The following is a 25,425-nucleotide window of genomic DNA, read 5'->3' as shown; positions in this document are numbered from 1 at the left end:
CATCTTGTCTTTTTAAATACACCACAGCAACAGGTTGTCCTAAGACCTTTGCTGTGGTGTATTATGGAGTAAACCTAACAACTATCTTATTATTACTTTTTGAACTTCTCTTCCACGCTCGGTTATTACTTCCAGCATAAACAGTCCGTTTATATTTCTCTCCACATTAACCTCTGCTTCAGAGAAGAAAATTCCGTTTTTCACAATTGTTCCATTGAGATTATACAAATTATATTCTGCATTCTCACTTTGAATTAGTTTAATAGTGAACACCCCCTCAGAAGGGTTTGGACTAATTCTCAGGATATTTTCCACATGGGATTTGACGGCGGTATTATTTTGATAATTAGCAGTCATATTTAAAGTGGATACTACCTTTAATGTCAATGGATTATCGGTTCCTGTATAATCCCCCGACCAGGATACGAATTCATAACCTTCATCAGGAGTAGCGGTTATGGTCACCTCCGTATGAATTACGTGCTCGTCTTGTTCGGGAGTTACAGCTACCTGACCATGCTCAGATACAATATTCAGACTAAATGTCTTCCATGTCCATGTTGCAGTCACTTCCATATCTTCTGTTACCACTGTATTTTCATCGAACGTCTCACCTGTACTTGTAACCCAGTTTACAAATACCTTTTCTACCTGTGTAGGTGTTGCAGGAAGCTCGCAAGTTCCATCATTACCTGAGTATGCATTTGTAATATTTTCACCCCCATTAAAAGTGACTTTATAAGCATCTGAGGTTTTGGTCAGCTCAAAATAATCTAAATCAAAGCCATATTCCAGCATATTAAACCGTAATACATGGGTTCCTTCTTCTAAATAAATATTCCCAATAGTCTCTGTTAAATAACTACCAGAACCTGTGTTAGTCATTACTATATCACTTAAAAAAGTGATGTTTTCTTCGGGAAAAGACACCGTGAGCTGCTTAAATGCGGGGCTACGACGTGTTTGATGTCGAACCTCCAGATCATAATTTCCTGATTCCGTAACATCAATCGTAAACTCCAACCATTCACCTGTTTTAATATCACGGACTTTTGTACCATCCGAACTGATATCCACCATCTCATCCGGTCTAAATGAGGATGAATTTTGATTTAACTTGTCCCAATAGGCTATATCCTTGCCTCCATTGTCATAATGTTCGAATTCCACTCTTCCTGGAATTGGGTGAGGCAGATTATCATCGGTATAAGCCCATTGATTAGGGGTTAAAATAGTAAGTGTGCGTTCTTCCACTTCTCCCTGTGCATCCTTAGCTACAATTTTTATCAGGTATTCCAGTTCCGTCATATTTGTTAACTCGGGAACTGACGACCAAACATAAGGAGCTTCGGTTAACGTTCCAACGTTAACATCATTTACAAATAGGGTTGCTTCGGTAAAATCAGCACCCACAATCGCTTCAACATCTATATTAGATCCTTTGGCCACTTCCTGGTTATTTTCAAGATCTTTAAAACCTATAATGCGACTCATATCGGCATCGACCTCAATTACCTTTTGCCCCTTTTTGTCACTATCCGCATCAAGTGAGTGTTCGCCATAAGCCAGACTCGTTCCTTCGCCAATATATAAGGTTACATATGCCTTATCCAGTTTTTGTTCTGAACGTACAATTGCAAATCTTCCCGTAAAACTTATCCCCTCTTCGGTCCATGTAAACACCTTTGCGGCATCCTCCTGACAAATCACATAATCCGTAACTACTTTATCACCAATCTGACTGTAAACTTTAGCGCCAACAATTACATCTCCACTATATAAATGTTCTACAGATTTCACACTTGAGTTGGTAGATTTTGAAGGTTCGAAAATATGTACATAAGGTTTATTCCAGGCTTCACCTTGTTGTCTTACGGCTAGTATTTGTGTTTTTTTATTGATATACCCACCCTTTGCTTCACGGGTTGCAGGCCCAAGCGCCTTGGTATACTCACGCGCTATACCAGCAGGGGCAAACATATTCATATAGGTATTGGTTTCGTTTAAATCAAAACGTACCTGAATAGCTTCATCGGTTGCATCTGTCACATTTGTTTCTTCAAAAAATCTCCATCCCGGAGATTTTTGAAAATCACCTATGTCATTTTGGTACCTGGTAGTTGGGGAGACACTCAGCTCCGTTCCATCCATGGTTGTGATATGGATAGCATCGCCCAGGTTATGGTAGATATAATCATGAAAATTATTTGCACCAAGAGATTTTGAACGGAACAAATCAAAATAATACCCACTTGTTTCACTTGTTCTGATCGTACTCAAAGTTCGTTGCTGTTGGTCATCATTTATTTTGTCATCTAAAAACTGGGTTGCAAAACTGAAGTTAGGATTTATGGGATCCTCCAAATGTTTTGGTTCGGCAGCGACATTTACTGTGGTATTCATCATTAAATAAGAATCCGTATTCCAGGATCCTGGCTGAGTTCCGTGTGTTGTTCCATTTACAATCATGGTATTGTTACCCGCATGACGCCAAAAATAGTTTTCATGTTCAGGCTCGCTTCTTTCGGCCAGGGTTTTGGGCAGTCCCGCATTTGCTGCCATAATATAATCAGCTCCGTAAAGCTCCATGGTTATACCTGTACAATGCGAATGTACATAATGCGCTCCTCCAATGATACCGCACAATCCGTAATCTTCATTGTTCTCTTCTACATAATTACGCTGAAGAGCTACACCGGCATGCTCTATTATAACAGTTGGTTTTTGGAAGTCTATTTCACCTTCAATGGTTGTAGGAATATCAATACCCCAGAACAATTGATCAAAAGCCCTGTAGTTACCAAAAGTAGTAATCGGAACAATGGGATTATAGCCACCCTCAGCATCATAACCATGCCTTAAAGCGACTTTCGCTTTTTGTATATAAGCATCATATCCTCTTCTGGTAGCCAAATTTAAGGTATAACGGTAAATTTCACCGGTTTTGTCAATGTCTCTATGAGAATCACCATAACGAACAAAACGTCTATTGGGCATCCTGAGGTTATCGAAAAGAAAATTACCATCGAGAATTCGCATATTATCATCCATCACATTCAACTCCGGCTTAAGGCGATCAACAATATTTAGTACCAATGTAATGTTTTGCATAAAGCTATAGCTTACCGCTTCCGGCCAAATACCTTGTTCCCCGAACATTGGTAAGATGCTTTTGGTAAATGAATTCTGCTCCTTTGTTCCAACCCGCCAGAACACATCAAACATCCTTTCTCGCTCATTATCATCTTCCACACACAGAATGCTAAACAAAACACCGGGAGCCCTTAATATAGGGTGATTGCTTACCACTTTGCCATATTTAGTATCTGCTCCTCCATGCTCATGCAAGGCATTCATGGCAACATTATAAACTGCTTTTTGCGCCATAACATTATCAAAAGCCACTTTAGTACTGGTAGATTTCTGATATACCTTGGTGCCCGATTGCTTCAAATAATTGACCATAAAATCATAAGCGATGGAAAACTGCACATATCCGGCCCGAGGATCATAAAAGTTACTTCCACTCATTGCTGTATTTGCAGGAGTTCTCGGAGCTAGCTGTTCGATATAATACCATAGGATATCTGCTGCAAATTGCGCATATTTTTCTTCACCTGTTACGTAATACACCATGGCAGCATAAGATGCATAATTCAACACTTTGGAATGCTTAGCATTATTTGAACTGGCTGCAGCTTCAGATAAATTATCATCTGATGCAAGGACAGGTATGGTATTTAAAATAGCATCCGGGTTGCTTACATGCGTATTGACTTTATCATCAATGGCCGCTTTCGCTTTTGTGATTATACTTTCGGCCCAGGTATAATTTTCAATTTTCGCTAATACTGTAGGTTTGTCTTTTGGTGTAGTCCAAATTACAGGATGTTGCAAGGATTGCGCAAAAGAAGAAGCTGCCAATAGCCATACACACAACAACCACCCAATTTTCGTTTTAACTATTTTCATTTTGTAGATTTTTTTTGATTCTAATTTTCGTCTGGATAGAAAGAGGTTCTGTCAACCGGAAATTGCTTCTCCAGTAGTTTTTTCATTCTAACTTCTACCTTTTTATATTCAGGATTTCCTGCAAAATTCTCCTTTGCCACCTGAAGGTTTTCTTCATATCTATAAAGCTCAGCTCCTTTTACATCTTGCGTTATGCCGTTACGCCATTCGGTATAACGCCACTCGCCATCCGTACAAGTAATACCCATGGCCTTACCTCTTGCATATAAACTGTAAGCCCCTTTATCCCATTTTAATTTTGGGTTATCCACCAATGGCAATAAACTTTTACCTTCAAGAGGATGTGTTTTTAATCCCCATAGCTCAGCTATTGTGGGAAATAAATCGACATTTTCGACTAATGCATCGGATTTTACATTAGTAACCCTGTCTTTATAACCTGTTTCCCGACTGATAATCATGGGCACATGCACATCCAACTCAAAATTCGTATGCTTACACCACGCTCCATATTCACCTAGTTTCCATCCATGATCGCTCATTAACACAACCACGGTATTTTTTCTTAAGTCCAACTCTTCCAAAGCCTTCATTATCCTTCCCATTTGCGCATCCATATAGCTCACACAGGCATAATAGCCGTGTTTTAGATCTCTCGACAGGTCATCATCCAAAAGTCCTTCTTTAGGAATTCCATCATAATTTCGCAATTCTCCCCAGCGGGTTAATGCCAGTTGGTGCATACCTATAGGTGTCGTTTTTTCAGGCACTGTTAAATCGTCTTTGTTATAAAGATCCCAATATTTTTTGGGTGCATTAAATGGTAGGTGGGGCTTAGTTAAGCCCACGAACATCAAGAATTTTTTATCCTTAATTTTATGCAGTATCTCAATAGCTTTGGTTGTTGCACGCCCATCCTTATAAGCGTCATCACCTACATCAGCACATTCAAAAGGAGGTCCATTGCCTTTGACTCCTGCCTTTTTTAAGCTATCGATGATGACTAAACTTTCAGGCTTCACCCATGAATTTATTTCTTTAGGGATATGTATAGAAAAACTCTCCATATCATCATGCCCATGATGATAAACTTTTCCTACACTAACTGTTGTATAACCTCTCTCTTTGAAAAACTGAGGCATAGTCACCATATCCTTATGCACCTTACGAAGTGGGGTGAATATAGAATAAATGCCAATGGACTCCGGTCGCAAACCAGTCAGTATACTCATGCGCGAAGGTGCGCAAATGGCTTGTTGCGCATAGGCATTGTTAAACAAAACACCGTCTTTAGCCAGTGCATCAATGTTAGGACTTTTAACAATATCACTTCCATAACATCCTAGTTCTGCTCTTAAATCATCTACTAAAAAAACTACCACATTGGGTTGTGCTCCTTTTGCAAAAGTGAAATGGCAGCAACCTATGGTTGCGAAAAATATTGCCAGTCCCAAAAACATTGTCCTTAATTGTGCCATTTTTTATACCGTAATCGTAAATTATAAATAGATGAATGGTTGGTTTGAATCGAAATTTGCCTTTCTGATTCACAATACTAAATAAGTTACTTGCGAAGCAATCTTTGTTAAGTTTTGTGCCCCATTGTGTAAACATTAGGTCACAAGTGAATAAATGTTTCACAATGCAACATATGTGCTGTTCGTAAGCTTGGTCGGCATCTGCCTCTACAGTATTAACTTTTAAGCGCTTTACGCCATTTTAGGAGTTAAGGAACGACTCCTTATACGCACATTGCGGCACAGAACCGTTCCATAGAACTTCCTGAACGTTCTACTCACCGAAACCGGACCCGTGAATTCATGTTTTTAAGTCAGGGAAACACTAGAATTCCGCTCATAAAAAAAGCTGTCCTGGTTAAGACAGCTTTCTTCACTTTTCAAATATAAAAACTACTTATTAAAACATAATTTTCTGCGTTTTTCCGTCGTACTTTATGATATATACTCCTTTAGGCGAAGTTGAAATATCCACTAACTGACCTTTACCTTCAGCTACAGCCGATCCTGAAATTGAATACACAGCCCAGTCTGTACTTTCTTTTAAATTAAAAATACCATTGGTACTTGGTACTGGATATACATAATTGGTTGATTCTTTCACCTCATCACCAATAGCAGTTGGAACACCACCCACATATTCTAAAATCCACTTATAATGGTTGTGGTTTTTATTTGTGTAGAGGCCCATACCAATGTCAAATGCATCGCTACTTTTAACATTAAAAGCCCTTACAACACCTGTATTTGGTCCACTTGCAGGCGTTACGCTTAAATAATATCTTTCAGTATCGCCATTGCCATGCACATTATCAACCGTTTCAACAGTAATAAGCGCGTCTGCCTGATTTATATCGCCAGTTAAATCACTGGTTTTTGCGGTCCCTCCATTTACTCCAATTAAAAAACGTTGTCCATCACCCGTAAACAAATTGAATTTACCAGAATTAGCAACATTAGGAACCAAGTTAAAAAGAATATCTGATCCTGTAATAACATCTGTTGCTAAAATATCATCACTGTTTGCATCATAAGACATATAGGTTTCCTGACCAAAATTTTTCAAACGATATTGACCTTCTCCTTGATATTGTGCACTTACACCAAAAAAACCCAGCATTAAAAATGCTACTAAACTCGTTAATCGTAAATTTTTTTTCATCCTTTTAAGTTTCTTAATTAGTAATTAGATTAGAATTATCCCATACAATTACTTGCCTTTCTATAACGAATGGCTTGCGTATACCTTTAATTGAGATTACAGTATCTAAGTAAAGAAACCTAGAGGAGTTTCACTTGTAGCAATGTTGCTTAAAACGAAAGTTTTATGTCAAAAATGAACATTTATAGCAGCATGCTACACTTGTTCATATTAAGCAAAGAATATTTAGCTGATTTTAGGTTTTTAACATATATGCAAGTCGGGTTTTAATTTGATTTGACAACCTGACTTGCCTTATAACCAATCCGATGTGCTTTTACCATTAATGAAGCTCCTTTGGCAACACCAAATGGTTTTTGGTACACCGTCCAGCTTTGGGGTACATTTCCACCTTGGTCAATAACTTTATATCCTATGGATGCTCCTTCTGTGGCACAAGTAATGGTAATTTTGCCATCCTTGAATTCAATCAAAGGCTTCGCTGTTTGAGGCTGCTCTTTACTACCTTTCCATAGTTGTTCAATAAGTTCAGCTTCAGGCAGGTTGGGTTGGTCGCCAATTTCTTTTATCCAACGATCCATTTCAGTCCTTAATTCCATTAGTTTTTCCTTATAATCGGGATTATCCGCCAGATTATTTAACTCATAAGGATCATTTTCACAATCAAACAATTCCTCTTTAGGTTTCGTTTTGCGAAACCATTGCATTTGAATACTATCCAATTTACCGGCATCACGCAAACGCAATAGCTCTTGCATGGCAGGAATTTGTTCCCGGTAAGCGAGAGGCAAATAATATCCTTGCTCCGGCCTGTAGTTGCGAATATATTTGAACTGTTTATCTCTGACAGCACGCAAGCAATCTGTTACTTCATCAAAACGGTCGGCTGCTGCATGGATATATTTTCTTACTTCTATTTCTCTATCATCTCCTAAAAAAGCTTGTCCTTGCATGTAATCGGGTGGGGTAATCCCAGCTAGAGAAAGCAGTGTTGGCGCAAAATCCACAAAACTTATCAACTGGTTATCTTTGCTTGCGGCAAGCTGCTTATTCGGAAAGCGAATAATCATAGGTGTATTCAGTCCGGAGTCATAAATTAATCGTTTTTGCCTTGGTAAGGGGCCTCCATGGTCTCCGTAGAAAAAAATGATTGTATTCTCCAACAGACCATCATCCTCTAATTGTTTCAACACCGCTCCAACCTGTCGGTCCATTTCAACAATATTGTTATACATCTTATACATATCTCTGTGCGTTACCTCATTCTGGGGCAAATACGGAGGGATTTTGAATTCAGTATTTTTAGATAAGTGAACTGATGTTTCTTCCTCTGTCATTCGTCCGGATGCCCATTTATAACTTGTATCACCTGCCTGGTAATGCCTGGTTTCTATATATCTGTAACCATAAGGTTCAAACAAACCGGATTCATGCGTTTCCGTAAAATTGAATATGGCGTAGAAGGGCTGTCCTTTTTTTCTATTGCGCCAATGTGCATAAGGACTGCTTTCGTCCCAGGCTGTACATGGCGCTCTAAACTGATAGTCTTCTTTATAATTATTTGTACAGTAATATCCATTTACACGAAGTAATTCGCTAACCATCCTTACGTCTGAAGAAGGCACTCCTTCATACTTTTTTAGCCCCGTTTGCTCAGTATTAGATCCTGTACGCATATTGTTTGTGCCCATACCTGTTGGGTACATACCGGTAGCAATAGCCGACCTGCTCGGGGCACATACTCCCGAAACGGAATACAAGTTCGGATATATGATTCCTTCTTCTGCCAACCGACTTAAGTTAGGTGTTAAAACAGTAGAATCACCGAATGCAGGAAGCCAAGGCCCCATGTCCTCTGTTACCAACCACAGGATATTTGGCCTCTCCGCCAATTTAATTTGATTGTACTCTTTTGAAATTTGAAGCGTTTCGTTTTCTATATCTATAAATGATATTAAACTTATACTTAAAATTGAAATTGTAATAACGATATAACTTTTAACCTTCATATACTTTGATTTTTAAAAATCGGATCAACGTAAAAAGCGACTATTCTTTATAATCCTTTACTCCAGGGATAATACGCAAGTGAACATCGTTATTATCAACCGGCCACTTTTGTATCATTAGCTGTTGTCTGGCACTGTTCCAGCATACATCTGCCGGATTACTTCCTATATCCATTTTAACGACATCTAATCCAGTTGTCTTTAAAGGATTATGACAAAGTATAAATGAATCGTTTATCACCACAGTAAATCCGTCTGGATAATGTCTGTTTGCACCAACAAATATTTTTGAAACCCCTTTAGAATTATCACTTTTAATAAACACATCGAGGCTCCTGGTTGCAAAATCGTATTTAAACGATTGAATGTCCCCGGCTATGCTTTGAGGATACGGACGAGCAATTATATCGGTTATATATTTTCGTTCTGCGGTACCCACTGCATGTTTATCGGTAAAAATTGCCCAGGTTGAAGGTCCGCCCGGCAAAAAGTTCTGCATTCTGGGATTACCTGAAAACCATGCCTTAATGGTATTAATGCCCAGGCTATCGAACAATTCTGCAGTTCGAATGTAAAAATCCATATAATTTAATTGACCCAGCCTGCCTGACATGGTAGAGTCGGTTCTACTAAAAGTAGGGAAACCCCATTCACCTATAAAAACAGGCGCTTTTAATATCTTTGATTCTTTCTCGAATCTTAAGAGGGTTGGTTTAACTAACTCCTTTTGATTTTGGTAAATATGTGGTGCAAACAGAATCTTCTTTCTTTTAATAGGGCTAGAGAACTCTGCATATTGGTTACCATTTATTGCCTCGCCTTTGTTCATAAAAATAGATTGAACAAGGCAGTATTTGTCAGGATTTATTTTTTGAGACGTATCAATTAAACGCTGATAGTAAGGGATTAGATATTGATTTGTTAAGTCATCATAACTAATATCCATAGCAAGTTTTCTCGGTTCGTTGACAATATCATAGCCTACAACAGCACTTATATTTTTGTACCGATTCCAAACAACCTTCCAAGCATCCAGGTATTTTTCGTGTACCTTGTCTTCGTTGACCCAGAATTTTTCCCAGGAAAACTCTTTCACCCCATAAACAGTCATTTTAAATACTGTATTCATTCCGGCATTTGCGCCTAATTGCACCAGGGTGTCCAATTTCAACAGGTAATTAGGGTCAAGGCTGGCTCCGGGGAAGTCGCCCAGTTTACCCAGCTCCAAACGGACCACTTGATAATTTGCCCCAAGACGAACCATTCGGGTATAATCATCTTCAGAGAAAAAAGTATTATTGGTTACGACAACAAATCCGCGACCTATCACATGTCTTCCATGAGCATCTCGAAGGGCATGTTTTAATTGAGCTGATAATTCAAACGTTGAAATAACAAGGATAACTAATAGTAGTATTTTTTTCATTGAGGAACAAATTTAAGATAGTCTGATATTTGAGTATAAAACATGACCCCTCCAATTAGAAATATTAGAGGGGTCAGTTGGAAAACCTAATTCATTATTAGTGCCTTACCCTGAAAGTTCTGCCATATTCTGGCTGAATATTCGATTAAGGCATGTAAGCAAAATTTTAATTATTGAAATAACTTAAATAATCTCTGGTTTCGTTAACACCATCCCTTACCCTGTTTCTGAAAACAAGTTTAGTAGAAATGTGATAGATTGTATCATTGCCAACTTCAGGCTTTTGGTACTTAAAGTTAAGCATAAAGTCTCTTGTTGACGAATCATATGTATTTTCGCCATCTGCCTCTACCACTGGCTCTCCTTCGATAGATTGTAATGAAACATTACCATCCTGAACCGTGATATTAAACTTTAAACCACCATTAAATGATGTAGTTGCACCGGTGGCCTCTACCTGGAAAGGAGCTAAGGTTGCCAGTCTCCAGGCACTATCATCGCTTTCGTTTTTATATTCTTCGGTTGTTGTTTTATCCTCAAGCACAGTCCCTTCTATTTCGCGCCTAATAACGGATTCGTCGAATAAATAGTATCCATCGACTCCACACATATATTTAACTGAGATATTAACAGAATCTTTACCAATAGAATCTAAAGATGTAGCAAGTATTTTAACCGGAAGCGTGTATGTTCCGTCCAACGACAATGGGTCGCTCAAAAACGCCACTGAATCCATCACCACATCGAAAAAACCTAAGAACTCCCCTTTAGGAATAATAGTTTGAAACGTGCCACTTAATTCATCTGCATTATAAAAAGATGTTGGCATTAGCTCGCGCAAATCATCTTCCTCCTCAAAAGCCAGACCGCTTTGGTAAATCATAAAATCCACAGTTCTGTCTTCTGTATTCGTCAATTCACCAGCCATTGCTACACCTACCTTAAAGTTCAATCCCTCGCCAACAACTACGGTACGGCTATGGTTCTCGAAAGAAGCAAAGTATGCAATCGTATCCAAACTTGGATCTAAGTACTCATCATCATATTTACATCCGGTAAATGCAATAACGATCAGTGCAAATATTATTTTTCTCATCATTTCTAGTTTTAAATAGTGAACAAAACTACCACCCTTTGTTATTTATAAGAGTACCACTTGTTTTAATAATTTCAGTATATGGAATAGGCATGTATGGAGATGCAAACGACCTTGTTTCAACCGGACTCTCAGAATATATGCCGTAAGCAGGCGTTTCGATTAAACTTTTGTCCTCAACGCCGGCACTCCATCTTCTTAAATCCCAGAACCTGAAATCTTCGAAACACAACTCTACTCTTCGTTCGTTTCTCACAACATCAATAAAAGCTTCTTTTGTTGTAACGGTTGGCAAATACTGATCATTTCCTTGCCCTAATGCTCTATCTCTAACCTTGGCTAAAATAGTTCTGGCGCTATAACCAAACTGAGCATCATCAGGGTCTCCGGTAGCTTGAACAGCTGCCTCGGCAAAGTTTAAGTATAACTCTGGTCGGCCTAAAAGATACACCGCTCTGGTAGTCTTAACTTGATTATTGGCTTCTAAACTAACACTTGAATCCAATAACTTTTGAAGGTAATAACCCGATCTTGTCGCATTTTGGTCAGAACCAAAAGCATCCAATCCGCCAGTTAAAGTACTTAATGTAATTCCTCCAAATGATTCTCCATGATGCACAACAGCCTTTTCCAGACGAGTATCGCGCCCTGCAAACTGTGCATCCTCGTCAAAAGTAACTGTTGGAGATGTCCCTTTGGGGTACCCATCAGACATAGGAAATGCATCCACTAAATTTTGTGCGGGATTAAATTTCCCCTGACCTCCATTCATTCTCGGAGCAAAATTCTCTCTTTCTAAAGTATTATCATCTTCAACAATGGGTCCTCTAAAAAACAAATCCGGGTTGGTAAAGTCAGTACCATTGTTCAGGTTGTTTTTGCTGTAATAAGCCGATAAACTCATTAAGTCATCATCGCCAATTGCCTCGATAGCCTCTGCAGCAGCAGTTGCCGCTTTATTCCACAGTTCGTTGCTATTGCTCACATTAAAGGCAGGGCTTGCCTGATATAAATAAGCTCTTGCTTTTAGTGCCAGGGCTGCAATACCCGATCCTCTTCCTGCATCAGTTAATAAACCAACATCGAGGCTACCGGTACTTTCTGAATATTGCAGTGGTAAGTATTCAAAAGCCTTGTCACAGTCGTTTGAAATTTGCTGAACACATTCTGCGTATGTATTTCTTGGTAAGTTTAAATCATCAGAATACTCAAGATAACTGGTTGTAATTGGAAATCCATAAGCAACTCCATCTTCAGCCACTCCACCATATTTCTCCAACAAATCCATTTGATACCAGGCTCTCAGAAAGTAAGCTTCACCTAAGGTCAAGTAAAACTTTTTAAGGTTTACATCTTCGTTTAAATCAAATCGAACAGGCGTAGGCACAGCCTTTGTTTCATCAAGCACCATTTTCTCCAAAAACCAGTTTATAGTGTTGATATTCTTGTAATTTGTTTCCCAAATATCATCATCTAAAGGATTGCTTTGGGTGGTAATACCACCTCTGGCTGCTTTTGATTCATTATAAGAATCCTTGTTTACAATGGCATTATCAGTAGCAGCTTCATAACTAAAATTAACTCGTTCTGGTAAGTCCTGATATGCTTTATAAAAGAACCCTAGAAAGATATCCCTGTCCTGCAGTGCTGTTTCGGTAGGTATCGACGAGTCTGTTACCGTATCTAAGAAATCATCACATGAAACCAAGGTTGCCATGCTTATGATTGTTAGAAATATATATTTAAGTAATCTCATAATATTCTATTTTAAATTTGTGATTTAGAATGAAATTGATAATCCACCAGCATAAGTGCTAAACAATGGGAATGCAGTTACACCTGCGCTTAGAGACTCCGGATCTAAATCCTTGATTTTTGATGCTGTAAACAGGTTGCTACCATATACATAAAGTTTAACCTCACCTAACTTTAAAGAATTGCTTACATTTTTAGGTAAAGTATAAGATAAGGATACATTCTTTAACTTTAAAAACGAACCATTTACAATCCAGTAAGTTGAACTTTTTGTATCGTTAGTTGGTGTACCTGTTGTTAGCAATGGATGATCGTTTCCGTTAGGAAGCCCCTCTATAACAGCCTTAGAGTATTTGCGAGTACTATATGCATGATAATACTTTAAAGTTGATCCGTCATTTAAATTACCGTTCAGCCTACGATCATATTTTCCATAACCTAAGAAAGAAGCATACAACTGCAGGTTTTTATATCCGATTTTCATATTGGCTCCATACATTAAACGAGGAGTTGAGTTACCAATTACTTTTTCATCGTACTTGTCGATCACTTTATCTCCATTCACATCTTCATATTTGATGTTTCCTACTCTTAAATCGGAGGGACTCACACCAGAAGGAATCGCTAAATCACCTGTAATAGCATTATCAATATCCGCTTGTGTATAAAAACCAATGGCATTATAACCTCTGATATCATCGGTAGCATCACCTACTCTACTGTAGTTTGGATCATATGCTTCATCAATCTTTATTTTCTCGCTTTTTGACATGGTCATATGTGTACCTATATCAAAGGTCCAATTTTTAGTTTTGGTTCTGAAATAAAGTTCTGCTTCGGTACCTTTCAAACTTGTTTCTCCAAAATTTTGCTGAGGCAAAAACACATTGCCTCCTAATATAGATGGTGTTGTATTACCACCTTTACTTAAAGTACCGGAGGTTAAGTAATCGAAATAACTAACTTTTAAACCTAGTGCCTTTAACAAACGAGCTTCGATATTAACATCTACCTCCCGTATGGTCGGCCAATCCAGATTATTATTAGCTATTTGAGCAAATTGAGAACCCGACAAAGGAAGAGATGCTTTATTAAGCGTATAATTACCTGAACTGGCATCCCAACTATCCATCCATAAACGATGAGCTATATTACCATCTCCCATAATGCCCCAAGTGGCATTTAATTTTAAATAATCAATTAATGAATTATCCTTTAAAAAGTCTTCTTTCGAAACAACCCATCCAGCTCCTAACGCAGGAAATAATTTAAATCGGTTGTCCTTCTCATAACTACTGGAACCTGCGTAATTAAGCACTCCCTCAATGTTATATTTACCTTTGAATGTGTAGTTTGAACGCAAGGTAACATTTTGCCTTCTGTAGTCATCTAACCTTCTTGCCAAGAGCTCTTTCGACATTAGAAAAAGCAAATCGGCATCCACTTTATGGTCTCCCATTTCTTTTTTCCACGAAGTCAATACATTTAGCGCCCAACGCTTAGAATATTCATCATCACCAATAGTTTGGCTGGTTGCCAGTTTCTCAGCTTGTATTTCATTTATAGCTATAGGATTACCTTCTTCATCAAATGAGCCAATTTCGTAAATACCTACTGTATTGCTGCTATTTAAGTTTTGCTGGTGATATATGTCAAATGCAAAATTAGGTTTAACTTGTAAACCTTCTACCAGGTTATCCAGTTTAAAAACAAACCCTAAATTGGCTTGCATCTGCGCATAAGTCTCTTTGATATATCCACTTCTTACCTGTGCTCCATAAGGATTATCTTTAAACGTTGATGTACCTCCCAAACTATCCGGTGCCACAAAAACAGGGTATGCATTTGGGTATCGAGATGACAGTGTATTAAAACCTGCAATGATAGGACGATCATCGTCATTATTTGTTGAATTGGACTTGTATGCACCAAATCCCTTAGAATATTCTCTATCTCCAAGGTAACCACTAAAGTCGGCTAATACGGTTATATTCTCATTAAACTCAGCATCCAGGTTAGCTCTTAAGTTGTATATGTTCATGGTAGTTTGTTTGCTGCCATACTTCTCCAAACCACCTTCGTTTTGAACACCTGCCTGAAAATAATACTGGGTCTGGTCTGTGCCTCCAAAATACTCGGTACTTACACGAGTGATGTCCATTGAGTTATTCAAAAACTCATCATAATAATCCACATCAGGATACTGTAATGGGTTCGACTGGCTGGCATACGCAGCTATAGCTTCATCGCTATACCCTAGTCCGTCCGGAATTTCACCAGCATTATCATTTCTGAGTGCCTGATTGTACTGAGTAGCAAATTCAGCCGCATTCAAATAATCAGGTAACCTGGTTGGCATTTTAATACCCCGCTGAACTTTTGCTTTAAACTGGTTTTTGCCAACCACTCCTCGCTTGGTTGTAATCATGATAATGCCGTTCGACATTCTTCCTCCATACATTGATTTAGTAACCGGATCTTTTAGCACCTTAATGTCCTTAATCTGTTCCATGCTTAAATTAGCAAACGGACGTTCAAAGCCATCAATCAATACAATATAGTCACCATAACTACCTCGTATATACGTCATGAAATTATCCTCATCAGAATCAATGGTTGTAATATCATAACCGATATTACCATTCTTCTGTAACATAAACAATCCCGGCAACTTCCCAGCTAAAGCTTCACGAACATCCAAAGTCGGATAATTTTCCAAATCCTCTCCGGAAACAGTATTCTGATTTCCGACAAAACGGTCTTCACTTCTTTCGCCAAATAATACTTCAATCTTATTGATGACAGTATCTTTGGGGTTCTCTGTTTTTACGGCAGCATCCTGAGCAATAGCATTTGCATGAAAAAACATACCCAAAACTACCGCGAACACTGCTTTATAACTATATTTATATAATATCATTTTTATTACTTTTTTAATTAAATAAACAGTCAATCCCTACTACCATCCGGGGTTTTGCACGAAATCAGGTCCTAAGAAAGTATCTGAATTCTCGATTGGGAATAAATAATGTTGTTCTTGATAATAAAGCTGATAAGTTTCGTCTATACGAACTATAGAATATTCAAATTCATCTGCTCCAGTCTTTTTAATATACATCCCCATCTGTTCCAACGTTTCTGCTTTATCTAAAATGCGCCATCTGCGTAGGTTGTAAAAACGTTTATCTTCAAAAGCTGTTTCTACACGATATTCGTTACGGATTTTTTGTTCAAATTCGTCAATGCTTCCAATGGTTAATCCTGGAGTAGAATTATCATACGCAGGCATATCTACTCTGGCTCTTAATTCGTTTAAAACCTCTACTGCCGACATACTAAAACCTGGTGCCGGAGTGGTTGGACCATATGCGCGGTTAGCCGCTTCTGCATAAAACAAGTATAAATCTGCTAAACGAATAAAGTTAAACATGTGTGATGTTTTGGCATTGTTCTTAAAATTAGCATCCGCTTTAAGTTTCCAGTTATAATAACCTGTAATGGTATATCCTTTTTGAGAACTACCTTGAGCATCCAACTTAAGTTCTTCCGCTGCTTTATTATCGTATGATTCGTTCCAGATTTGAACGTTTCTGCCCAGTCTGGTTGTCATTGGGTTTGCTTGACCGTTATACACAATCGACATATCAAACCTTGGGTCTCTACCTGTATGGTTAATACCATCTCCGGTATAAGGAGTTGTTTTATATTCGGCTGACGTTGGATCAATAGGGTCACCATTGCTCCATGTAAAACATTGAGCCAGGTTTTCAGTTACAGACTCCGCAGCGGCACCACTACCAAAAGCTTTGGATCTAATGCCTGAATACCACCAATCAGGCTGACCTTTTTTCCATTGTTTATCTTTATGAAAGATTCCGAATAAGATTTCCTGGAAAGTCTCCTCTACACAACCATGAAATAAATTGCGCCATTTATCTTTTTCTATTAATTGATAGTAACCGGAACTTTTTGCGGCAGCTAATGCTTCACCAGCTGCGATGGCAGCATCTTCCCACATTTTTTGATTGTTAGTTGGGTTTGCAAAAGGACTGGCTGCAAACAGTAAAGCTTTTGCTTTATAAGTTAGAGCGGCTACTCTTGAAGGGCGTCCCCATTCTGCTGAAGCTACAATCGTTGGCAAGTATTTTGCTGCCATATCAAACGACTCTGCAATATTCTGCATGGTTGTTGCGTAGTCATCACGTGGTAAATCCATATCACCAGAAGGATCCATAGGCCCATCAAGCCATGGCATACCTCCCCAATTCTGTACTACCTGAAAATAAAAGTGTCCTTTCATAAAATAGGCTAAACCTAAAATATTGGCTTTTTCTTCTTCAGTGGCATCAATCAACTGATCGATATTGGTGATTGATAGATTTGCGATACGTATCGCTTTCCATTTTACATCCCATCTGCGCCATTGGTTTGGCATCCATCTAAAATCTCTATCATTTTGAGCAGCAATAAAATCTCCTCTTCTGATATTATACATTTTATCAGATGTTAATTTTAAATGCGCTGGTGTACAATCATCAGTAATGCGGTCGCGCGATCCATTCATTTGTAATGGAAGACCGGTTGCTGTTTCCTTTTCACTTGCCCAGGCTCTGTCATCCCAAGGGTCACAATCCCAATAACTTGGTATCAACAATTGATCAACAAACTGCTGAGCCATAGTATAATCACTAAATACCTCTTCCTTGGTAAAGGATTCGGAATCCGGAGATTTATCTAAATAATCTTCACATGCTGTAGTCAGCATCACCAACAACATGACAGATAATATATATAATATTCGTTTCATTTTTCTGATTTTAAGAATCATTAGAAATTAACTTTTACTCCTAAATTTATCCTTTTAGGTAAGGGATAATTATTATTAACAGTAGCGCTCGGCTCTGCTTCCGGGTCACCCAGCTTAATTTCAGGTGCATAAGTTAGCAGGTTCGTTCCTTGAACATATAGACGAGCAGAAGACAAACCCACTTTTTTAATTACATTTCCTTTGAAGTTATACCCTAGCTCTACCGATTTAAGTCTCGCATATTTTGCATGAACTCTATTCTTTTGAGCCCCACTCCAAACGCCCCAGTTGGCATACTCAGCATCTCTATTGTCAGGTGTCCAAACATCAGTCCTTCCTTTTATTAAGATTCCCTGTTTTGTGTAGTTGTTAACCGGGTTTGGTTGCAACGCGCTTCTGGTAACCTGCGTAGCCCCTTGAACCAGGAAGTTGAAATCGAAGTTGCCCACTGCCAATCCGGCAGTTAACCCAAATGTATAACTAGGACGGTTGGCATAACCATATGGTACAACATCGTTGCTGTTTATTACACCGTCACCATTAAAATCCAATACCATGTCTCTACCAACAACATCCAGCGTACTCATCCCAACAGAATAGTTTAATAACTCATCCATATTCTGGTAGTAACCAATGTTGTACGAACTTCTTACCTGACCGATGGGCATTCCTTCCGTTTTTAAGTAATCAGGAGTACCTGCTGGTTCATCTCTTTTTACAATACGGTTTTCATTAAAGTTAAAATTGGCATTTACCCAATATCGAATTTTATTTACTTGTTTATTTAGACCTGCCACAATCTCGTAACCGTGAGATTTTGTTTCTCCAATATTTTGAGCTTTCATATCTTGACCAAACAAACTTGAAATTGAGTTACGCTCCATCAAAATACCATCACGCTTCTCATTAAATAAGTCCACCGAAAAAGTGTAAGTATTATTTTGGAAACCCATTTCAAAACCTAAGTTATTTTTAATGGAATGTTCCCATTGTGCGTATGGGTTTGCTACTTTATCTTCTTTTATGGTTTTTACCTCACTGCTGCTGCTTATATCTCCAAGGTTATAACCTTTTGAGTTTTCATAAGCTTCTTCGTATAAAAAGCCAGCTATAGTAGCATCACTACCCGTTTCACCATACGAATAACGAATTTTAAAATTATTCATAGCCGGTAACAAATCAGCCATAAAAGGCTCCTTAGCCACATTCCACCCTATAGCATAAGCAGGAAAAATACCAAACCTGTTATTTGGTGCAAACTGCTCAGATCCACTAATACCCACACTCAACTCTAACATATATTTGTTCTTAAAGTCGTAGGTTGCACGTCCAACCCATTCCTCTTCGTAATGTTGGAATGCAGATCCTGATTGCCATTCGCGTCTTTTAAACAAAGCAAGCCCGCTTACATTATGGGATCCGAAATTACGACGGTAATCTAACCTGGTTTGGTACACCATATCTTTAACTGGATTACCGTTTCTTCTTCCTGCACTGTAGTAGGCTGGTCTTATAATTGATTCATTATCTTCTGATTTAGCAATAAACCTTGTCCAGTCGTAATCATCTTCTCCATTATATTGAAATACATAATAATCAGCGGAGTAATTAATTTTACCTGCATTGTAGTAGGCTTTGCTGTTATACGAAATCATCGCAGATGCAGAAAGCCCTTTTGTAATAAAACCCAGATCTTGTTTCAAGGTAAAATCGGTTCCTATTTGATGATTGGTATTACGACTTGAACCAGAGTAGTTATGCAAGATATAAGGTGTTTTTTCACCTAACTCGATGTTACTCCCCGCTAAACGATCTCCTAAATAAGGCCAATCTTCATCAGGATACTGCTCTACAAATTCAGCTGGATAGATATATGGTGTATCATAAGGAGAGTTGTACATGATAAAACTAGGTATATAAGTATAAGTCTCGCCGGGTGTATTGGTTTGTCCAATGTTACCTCCTGAAGATAATTTTACCGTAGTAGATTCTGTAAGTTTAAAATCGAAGTTCATACGGAAAGTATAACGATCATGGCTATAACCTGCATCGTATTGCGTTTGTGGATCGGAATTAAACAAACCACCTTCGTGCACTGCTCCTAAAGAAACAAAGTACTTTAATGTTTTTGTACCTCCCCTGGCAGAAACGTTTACTTTATGATCTTTACCCCAATCTTTTAGCATAAAATCAGAAGGGTCAGAATCGGGATATATATACGGCATATCCTGAATACGATAATGCTCCAAAATTTCGTCACTTACAACTTTACCCCATTCTTGTTTATTTCTATATACATCGTTTATGGCAACAAGTGTATTATAGGAGTTTTCGACCTCGCGCTTAAAAGAAGGTTTCGTAAAAGTCATCTCGGCATTAACCGAAATCTCCATCCTACCTAACTGTCCTCGCTTTGTAGTCACCAATATTACCCCGTTTGCACCTTTAACACCATATACAGCAGTAGCCGAGGCATCCTTAAGTACCGAAATACTTTGCACTTCAGACGGATCAATATTACTCATACTTCTTTCTACACCGTCTACTAAAATTAACGGTTGGTTATCTCCGCTAAATGAAGATTGACCACGTACATATATTTTAGCATCCGTATCTCCTGGCATACCTGATTGCTGAACAGTTACTACACCGGGAGCTTGACCTGACAACGCATTGGAGATGGTTGACTGTCCTGAACGTGTTAGTGCCTCTCCCTTTACTTGAGATATGGCACCTACAACACTTTCCTTTTTCTGGGCACCGTATGCTACCACCATTACTTCCTCAATAATTTCGGTATCATCTTTTAATACAATATTAAAATTGGTTTGTGCTCCAATAGTGATTTCCTGGTTTGCATAACCTATAAATGAAACTAATATCACATTAGCATTTCCAGGTACCGACAAATTAAAAACACCATCAAAATCGGTAATTGTACCGATTGTAGTTCCTTTTACCATAATGGCAGCTCCCGGCACAGGTTCTCCTTGTGGGTCCTTAACTGTACCTGTCAGAGTTTTTTCATCTTGTTGTACAACAACAAATGGAGAATTAACTTTAGTCTCTTCCTTTTCGCTAGCCATTATAGAAACCGATGAGCCTAAAATTAATATTAGACACAAATTCATGGATAGAACTATTTTTTTATAATTCCCAATAATGGGAACCCAGTTCTTACTTCTTTTCATAAATTTATTGATTTAATTTACACTTAAATTTAACATTCATTTCTTAAAACCTATCAGAGATATAAACCTTTACACCATATCTCTTATACACTTTCACTTATTTAGTCCATACTCATTAATTTAAAATTCATGATAAATACAACTCTCAGCATAAAAACATTGGCGAAACAGGTTTTCTCACTATGATCTTATCGGTTTTTCCCTCTTGCTCCACCCTTTTTAACTTTATGCTACAATTTTAAAGGCTTTTAACCATTTAGGGGTGAATCATTGTATTATTAACTAGTAAGAATATGCCATGCCTGAACAAATGTTTCATATTGCAACAAACATTATATGATTAAACAAGAGTGGTTTCTGATAATTACAGTGAATAATTATTAATTTTGTGTCAATTGTTAATTTGAGTTAATATGTATAAGTCTCTTTTGATTGCTTTGTTTTTTGTTTTTGCAAACCTATTCCTATCTGCCCAAACCTATTACTTTGAAAAGAAGTCGCCCGAGTCAGGTTTTGCCTTTGATGGTATTACCTCCATTGCGGAGGATCAGAATAGTTTAATTTGGTTTGGTTCGAGCAATGGGCTTTACAATTACAATTCCCATAAGTTTTATCATTACAGGTCAATAGAAGGTAACACAAACACCTTACCTGACAATAATATTCAAAAAGTTTATCTGGATAATAATAATCACTTGTGGATATGTACAGATAATGGCTTGTGCACATTTAATCGCGAGACTAATGATTTTACACGAATCAAATTAAACCCTTCCGTTGTTAGGGGCAAAAATCATTATGTAAACAATATATTACAAGCCAACGACTCTGTTTACTTATGCATTATCAATCACCGTTTCTATAAGTATAACAAGTTTAATAAACAATTAAACATCCACTTTTTTTACGACGAACAAAAAGATGTTCAGTGCAGGACTTTTACAAAAGACGATAACGGAAACATATGGATTGGTTTGGGTGGCGGCCATATTTTTAAAACAGATTCTACTCTGAAAAGTATCGACCAGTGGAAATCGTTTAGGAAATCTCCAATTAGTTCCATCTGTATCAACAATCATGATATATGGATAGGATACACTAATCAAGGAATAGATAAGGTGGGTGTAGATGGAAGTTTTATACAACATTACAGTGAAAGTCAACCTGCTCCATTTAATCTATCCAATAACAATATTCGAAAAATTGAATCTAGGGACAACGGCGATATTTGGGTGGCCACATATAAGGGAATTCATATTCTCAACGAAAAACAGAACCATTATGTTGTAGAAAACGAGTTTAACAATCTGCCCCACAACAGTATTTTAGATTTATTAAAGGATAAAAACAATGGTATGTGGGTGGCTACATGGGCAGGAGGTTTAGCACATTATAGTGAGTACAACTATTCCTTCAGACACATTAAAAAAATTCCCTACCACAGTGATATAACGCGGAATATCATTTCCTCTATTATTGAAGACCAATCAGGAATTATTTATTTGGGCAGTGAAAACGACGGATTAAAAACTTATGATTCAAAAACAGAAACCGTAAATTCCATCAAACTATATAACAATCATGGAGAACTAATCAACATTAAGTCATTGGCTATTGATAAAAAGGGTAGAATATGGCTGGGTACTTTTAATAGTGGTTTATGGTACAAAAATCCAAACGAAAAAAACTTTAAGAAAGATGAAAAAGTATTTGCCAGCAAAGCACCCATTATACACAAAATTGAACCGTTTAATGATGGCATATGGATTTGCTCGAACGGACAAGGCGCCACGTTTTATAATCCCCAAAACAAGGCAGTGAATAACTTTAAGAGAATCCCTACCGATGACTCCGGCTTATTAACAAACAATATAAAATCCGCATTAACGGACCATAAAGGCAACGTTTGGTTTGCAACTATTCAAGGGATATGTGTAAAAAAAACAGATAGTGATGCTATTAAAAATCTGGGAGAAGATGATGAAAGTTTTAGAAATGTAATTCATTCTCTTTGTGAAACAGACCAGGGTGAGATTTGGGCAGGTACAAACAATAAGGGTATTTTAATCTTAGACACCCTTACCAACACTTTTAAAAAACTTCCAAAAAAATGGAACGATGAGTTATATGAAGTTTTTAGTATTATATCCGACCGAACCGGGAATATATGGATAGCCTCAAATTTAGGTATTCAGATGTACAATCCCCGAACTGAAAAGATTCTTAATTTTAATGAGAACGATGGTGTTTTAGGAAAGAATTTTAGCCCCAATGCTTCGCTATGTTCAAAACAGGGCACTTTGTTCTTTGGGGGATACAACGGCTTTAATGTTATTGATCCGGATTATATTAACCTAAACCCACATGCCCCGGATGTGATGTTATCCGAGATTTTCATCAATAACCAACCATTTTATGAAAGTTCCATTAAACAGTTAAAAGATAAAAATATTAACGTAATCAAAGAACTTAAACTTCCGTCGCATGCAAACACCCTATCGTTTAGTTTTGTAGCCAACAATTTTATTAAATCTTACAAAAATAATTTTAAATACCGACTTGTTAATTATCAGGATGACTGGATTGACCTGAAGACCAAAAGCGAAATTTCATTCACTAAAATTCCTCCCGGACGTTATACATTGGAAATATTGGGTTCAAACAACAATGGAATTTGGTCAGTCTACCCATTGTCATTACCTATTTACATAAAAGCTCCATTTTGGCTTACATGGTATGCCTTTGTTATATACTTTATTCTTATTCTGGTTATTGGTTATATAGTTACAAAACAATCATACTACAGGATAAATATGGAAAAAGAATTGTTGATGGAACGCCTTAAGCATGAATCTGATGAAAAGCTTTTTAAAGAAAAACAAAAGTTCTTTACCAATATCTCTCATGAATTACGAACACCATTAACATTAATCTTATCGCCTATCAATTTATTAATTCAAAAGTTTAAATACGATAACAGTACCCAGGAGCATCTCATAACGGTTAAACGAAATGCCGACAGGCTGTTAAGATTAACCAATGAATTTTTAGACTTTAGGTTGATTGAAACCGGTAAGATTAAATATAACCCTGATAAATTTGATATTATAGAAATCTGTAAAAACGTATATAGTTGTTTTACTTTTGAAGCATCTGAAAGAGATATCAATTTCATTTTCTCCTCTCGTTTTGAAAGCCTGGAAATGAATATTGACAATAATAAAATGGAGAAAATCGTCTTTAACTTGCTTTCCAATGCTTTCAAATATTCAGATGATAAAAGCAATATACTATTAACGATAGAATCATCGAACAAAACGAATAAAGACTATGAAAACTTGTACTATACTGGGGAATCCTTCGAAGGGGAAACCCTGGAAATAAAAGTAAAAAATTATGGCAACCCCATACCCGACGATCAATTACCTAAAATATTTGAACGTTTTTCTATGCATGACAGTGTTCAATCTTCGGCCACAGGATTAGGCCTGCATATTTGTAAAGAATTTATACAACTACATAAGGGAAACATCTCGGTTACATCCTCAAAAAGTGAAGGTACCAACTTTACCATAAGCCTGCCATTTAATTCGGATAGTGTGCCCGCCGAATACACTCATGTCATCCAAAAAGAAGCCAAAGATTTTTTAACTTATCAACCTTCAGAAGAGGATAGTAACCAACAAAAGCTACAATCAGACATTGTAATCCTTATAGTTGAAGATAACGTTGATTTAAAAAAATACTTAAAAAAAACCTTAGAAAGAAGATATAAAGTTTTAACAGCTTCCAATGGTTTACAAGGTTATGAAATTGCTCAGGAAATTATTCCTGATTTAATTGTTTCTGATGTAAAAATGCCTGTATTAGATGGCTCGTCGATGACTAAAAAATTGAAGGAAAATTCCAAAACAAGACTAATTCCTATTATTTTATTAACCGCAATGGCCGATAAATCGGATCAGATTAAAGGAATAAAACATGGGGCCGATTCATATTTAATAAAACCTGTTGAAATAGATTTATTGTTTGCTCGTATTCAAAACCTTCTGGATACCAGAAAAGAAATATCAAATCAAATAAGAGAAGAAGGAAAGGCAGAGAGACCTTCAAGTACGATTAAAAAGAAATATACATTTATTGAGAAGGTGGAAATACTTGTTCTGGAAAACCTTCTTAATCCTCAGTTTAGTGTAGGAACATTAGCTGAGGATCTTGATATAAGCAGAAGTTCCTTACATAGAAAAGTAAAACAAGATTCTGGACTGAGTATCACAGAATTCATTAGGGATATCCGTATGAAGAAAACAATAGAACTGATGAAAGAAAATAAATACAACCTCGAAGAAATTGGTACTTATGTCGGTTTCAACTCACATTCTTATTTTGCCAGAACATTCAAGAAAAAATATGGAAAAACACCTACTGAGTTTTATCATGACATCAAAGTCAACAAAGGGACTGAGCAATAGCCCGGACAGTAGATTTTA

Annotated in this window: 11 protein-coding genes; 1 reads left to right on the top strand and 10 read right to left on the bottom strand. The window is 37.4% G+C overall.

Annotation, left to right across the window (positions count from 1 at the left end; translation table 11 throughout):
* Window positions 1-81 precede the first annotated feature (81 nt).
* The 10 genes from ACT29I_RS00875 to ACT29I_RS00830 form a co-directional block, all read right to left on the bottom strand.
* On the bottom strand, window positions 82-3,972 hold the full coding sequence (locus ACT29I_RS00875) for an InlB B-repeat-containing protein (protein ID WP_444792496.1): 3,891 nt from the start codon (window positions 3,970-3,972) through the stop codon (window positions 82-84).
* 20 nt (window positions 3,973-3,992) lie between these two features.
* The gene (locus tag ACT29I_RS00870; protein WP_430932619.1) at window positions 3,993-5,450 is read right to left on the bottom strand and encodes a sulfatase; all 1,458 of its coding nucleotides are present in this window, start codon (window positions 5,448-5,450) and stop codon (window positions 3,993-3,995) included.
* A gap of 439 nt (window positions 5,451-5,889) precedes the next feature.
* The gene (locus ACT29I_RS00865; protein ID WP_444792495.1) at window positions 5,890-6,651 is read right to left on the bottom strand and encodes a T9SS type A sorting domain-containing protein; all 762 of its coding nucleotides are present in this window, start codon (window positions 6,649-6,651) and stop codon (window positions 5,890-5,892) included.
* 266 nt (window positions 6,652-6,917) lie between these two features.
* Entirely contained in the window at window positions 6,918-8,660 is a 1,743-nt protein-coding gene (locus tag ACT29I_RS00860) for a sulfatase family protein (protein ID WP_444792494.1), read from the bottom strand.
* 40 nt (window positions 8,661-8,700) lie between these two features.
* Complete coding sequence (locus ACT29I_RS00855; protein WP_444792493.1) at window positions 8,701-10,086, bottom strand: cellulase family glycosylhydrolase; 1,386 nt, start codon at window positions 10,084-10,086, stop codon at window positions 8,701-8,703.
* Between the two features lie 166 nt (window positions 10,087-10,252).
* Entirely contained in the window at window positions 10,253-11,185 is a 933-nt protein-coding gene (locus ACT29I_RS00850) for a BT_3987 domain-containing protein (protein ID WP_444792492.1), read from the bottom strand.
* 25 nt (window positions 11,186-11,210) lie between these two features.
* The gene (locus ACT29I_RS00845) at window positions 11,211-12,938 is read right to left on the bottom strand and encodes a RagB/SusD family nutrient uptake outer membrane protein (RefSeq protein ID WP_444792491.1); all 1,728 of its coding nucleotides are present in this window, start codon (window positions 12,936-12,938) and stop codon (window positions 11,211-11,213) included.
* Between the two features lie 24 nt (window positions 12,939-12,962).
* Window positions 12,963-15,857, bottom strand: coding sequence for a SusC/RagA family TonB-linked outer membrane protein (locus ACT29I_RS00840; protein ID WP_444792490.1), 2,895 nt, complete (start codon window positions 15,855-15,857; stop codon window positions 12,963-12,965).
* Between the two features lie 39 nt (window positions 15,858-15,896).
* Window positions 15,897-17,744, bottom strand: a complete 1,848-nt coding sequence (locus ACT29I_RS00835) for a RagB/SusD family nutrient uptake outer membrane protein (protein WP_444792489.1) — start codon at window positions 17,742-17,744, stop codon at window positions 15,897-15,899.
* Window positions 17,745-17,764: 20 nt separating this feature from the next.
* Window positions 17,765-20,935, bottom strand: a complete 3,171-nt coding sequence (locus tag ACT29I_RS00830; protein WP_430932611.1) for a SusC/RagA family TonB-linked outer membrane protein — start codon at window positions 20,933-20,935, stop codon at window positions 17,765-17,767.
* A 413-nt stretch (window positions 20,936-21,348) separates the two neighbouring features.
* Here ACT29I_RS00830 and ACT29I_RS00825 point away from each other — a divergent pair, with 413 nt between their 5' ends.
* The gene (locus ACT29I_RS00825; RefSeq protein ID WP_444792488.1) at window positions 21,349-25,407 is read left to right on the top strand and encodes a hybrid sensor histidine kinase/response regulator transcription factor; all 4,059 of its coding nucleotides are present in this window, start codon (window positions 21,349-21,351) and stop codon (window positions 25,405-25,407) included.
* Window positions 25,408-25,425: the final 18 nt, after the last annotated feature.

This window comes from Saccharicrinis sp. GN24d3 (assembly GCF_052400645.1).
In the GTDB taxonomy this organism is placed as follows: domain Bacteria; phylum Bacteroidota; class Bacteroidia; order Bacteroidales; family Marinilabiliaceae; genus Saccharicrinis.
The sequence above is the reverse complement of the archived record's forward strand: the minus strand, read 5'-3'. Positions and strand labels throughout refer to the sequence as shown.

Excerpts from the sequence above, each read along its gene's own strand:
- ACT29I_RS00840 (WP_444792490.1), bottom strand. The coding sequence starts at position 15,857 with ATGATATTATATAAATATAGTTATAAAGCAGTGTTCGCGGTAGTTTTG.
- ACT29I_RS00855 (WP_444792493.1), bottom strand. The coding sequence starts at position 10,086 with ATGAAAAAAATACTACTATTAGTTATCCTTGTTATTTCAACGTTTGAA.
- ACT29I_RS00865 (WP_444792495.1), bottom strand. The coding sequence starts at position 6,651 with ATGAAAAAAAATTTACGATTAACGAGTTTAGTAGCATTTTTAATGCTG.
- ACT29I_RS00825 (WP_444792488.1), top strand. The coding sequence starts at position 21,349 with ATGTATAAGTCTCTTTTGATTGCTTTGTTTTTTGTTTTTGCAAACCTA.
- ACT29I_RS00850 (WP_444792492.1), bottom strand. The coding sequence starts at position 11,185 with ATGATGAGAAAAATAATATTTGCACTGATCGTTATTGCATTTACCGGA.
- ACT29I_RS00845 (WP_444792491.1), bottom strand. The coding sequence starts at position 12,938 with ATGAGATTACTTAAATATATATTTCTAACAATCATAAGCATGGCAACC.
- ACT29I_RS00870 (WP_430932619.1), bottom strand. The coding sequence starts at position 5,450 with ATGGCACAATTAAGGACAATGTTTTTGGGACTGGCAATATTTTTCGCA.
- ACT29I_RS00875 (WP_444792496.1), bottom strand. The coding sequence starts at position 3,972 with ATGAAAATAGTTAAAACGAAAATTGGGTGGTTGTTGTGTGTATGGCTA.
- ACT29I_RS00860 (WP_444792494.1), bottom strand. The coding sequence starts at position 8,660 with ATGAAGGTTAAAAGTTATATCGTTATTACAATTTCAATTTTAAGTATA.
- ACT29I_RS00835 (WP_444792489.1), bottom strand. The coding sequence starts at position 17,744 with ATGAAACGAATATTATATATATTATCTGTCATGTTGTTGGTGATGCTG.
- ACT29I_RS00830 (WP_430932611.1), bottom strand. The coding sequence starts at position 20,935 with ATGAAAAGAAGTAAGAACTGGGTTCCCATTATTGGGAATTATAAAAAA.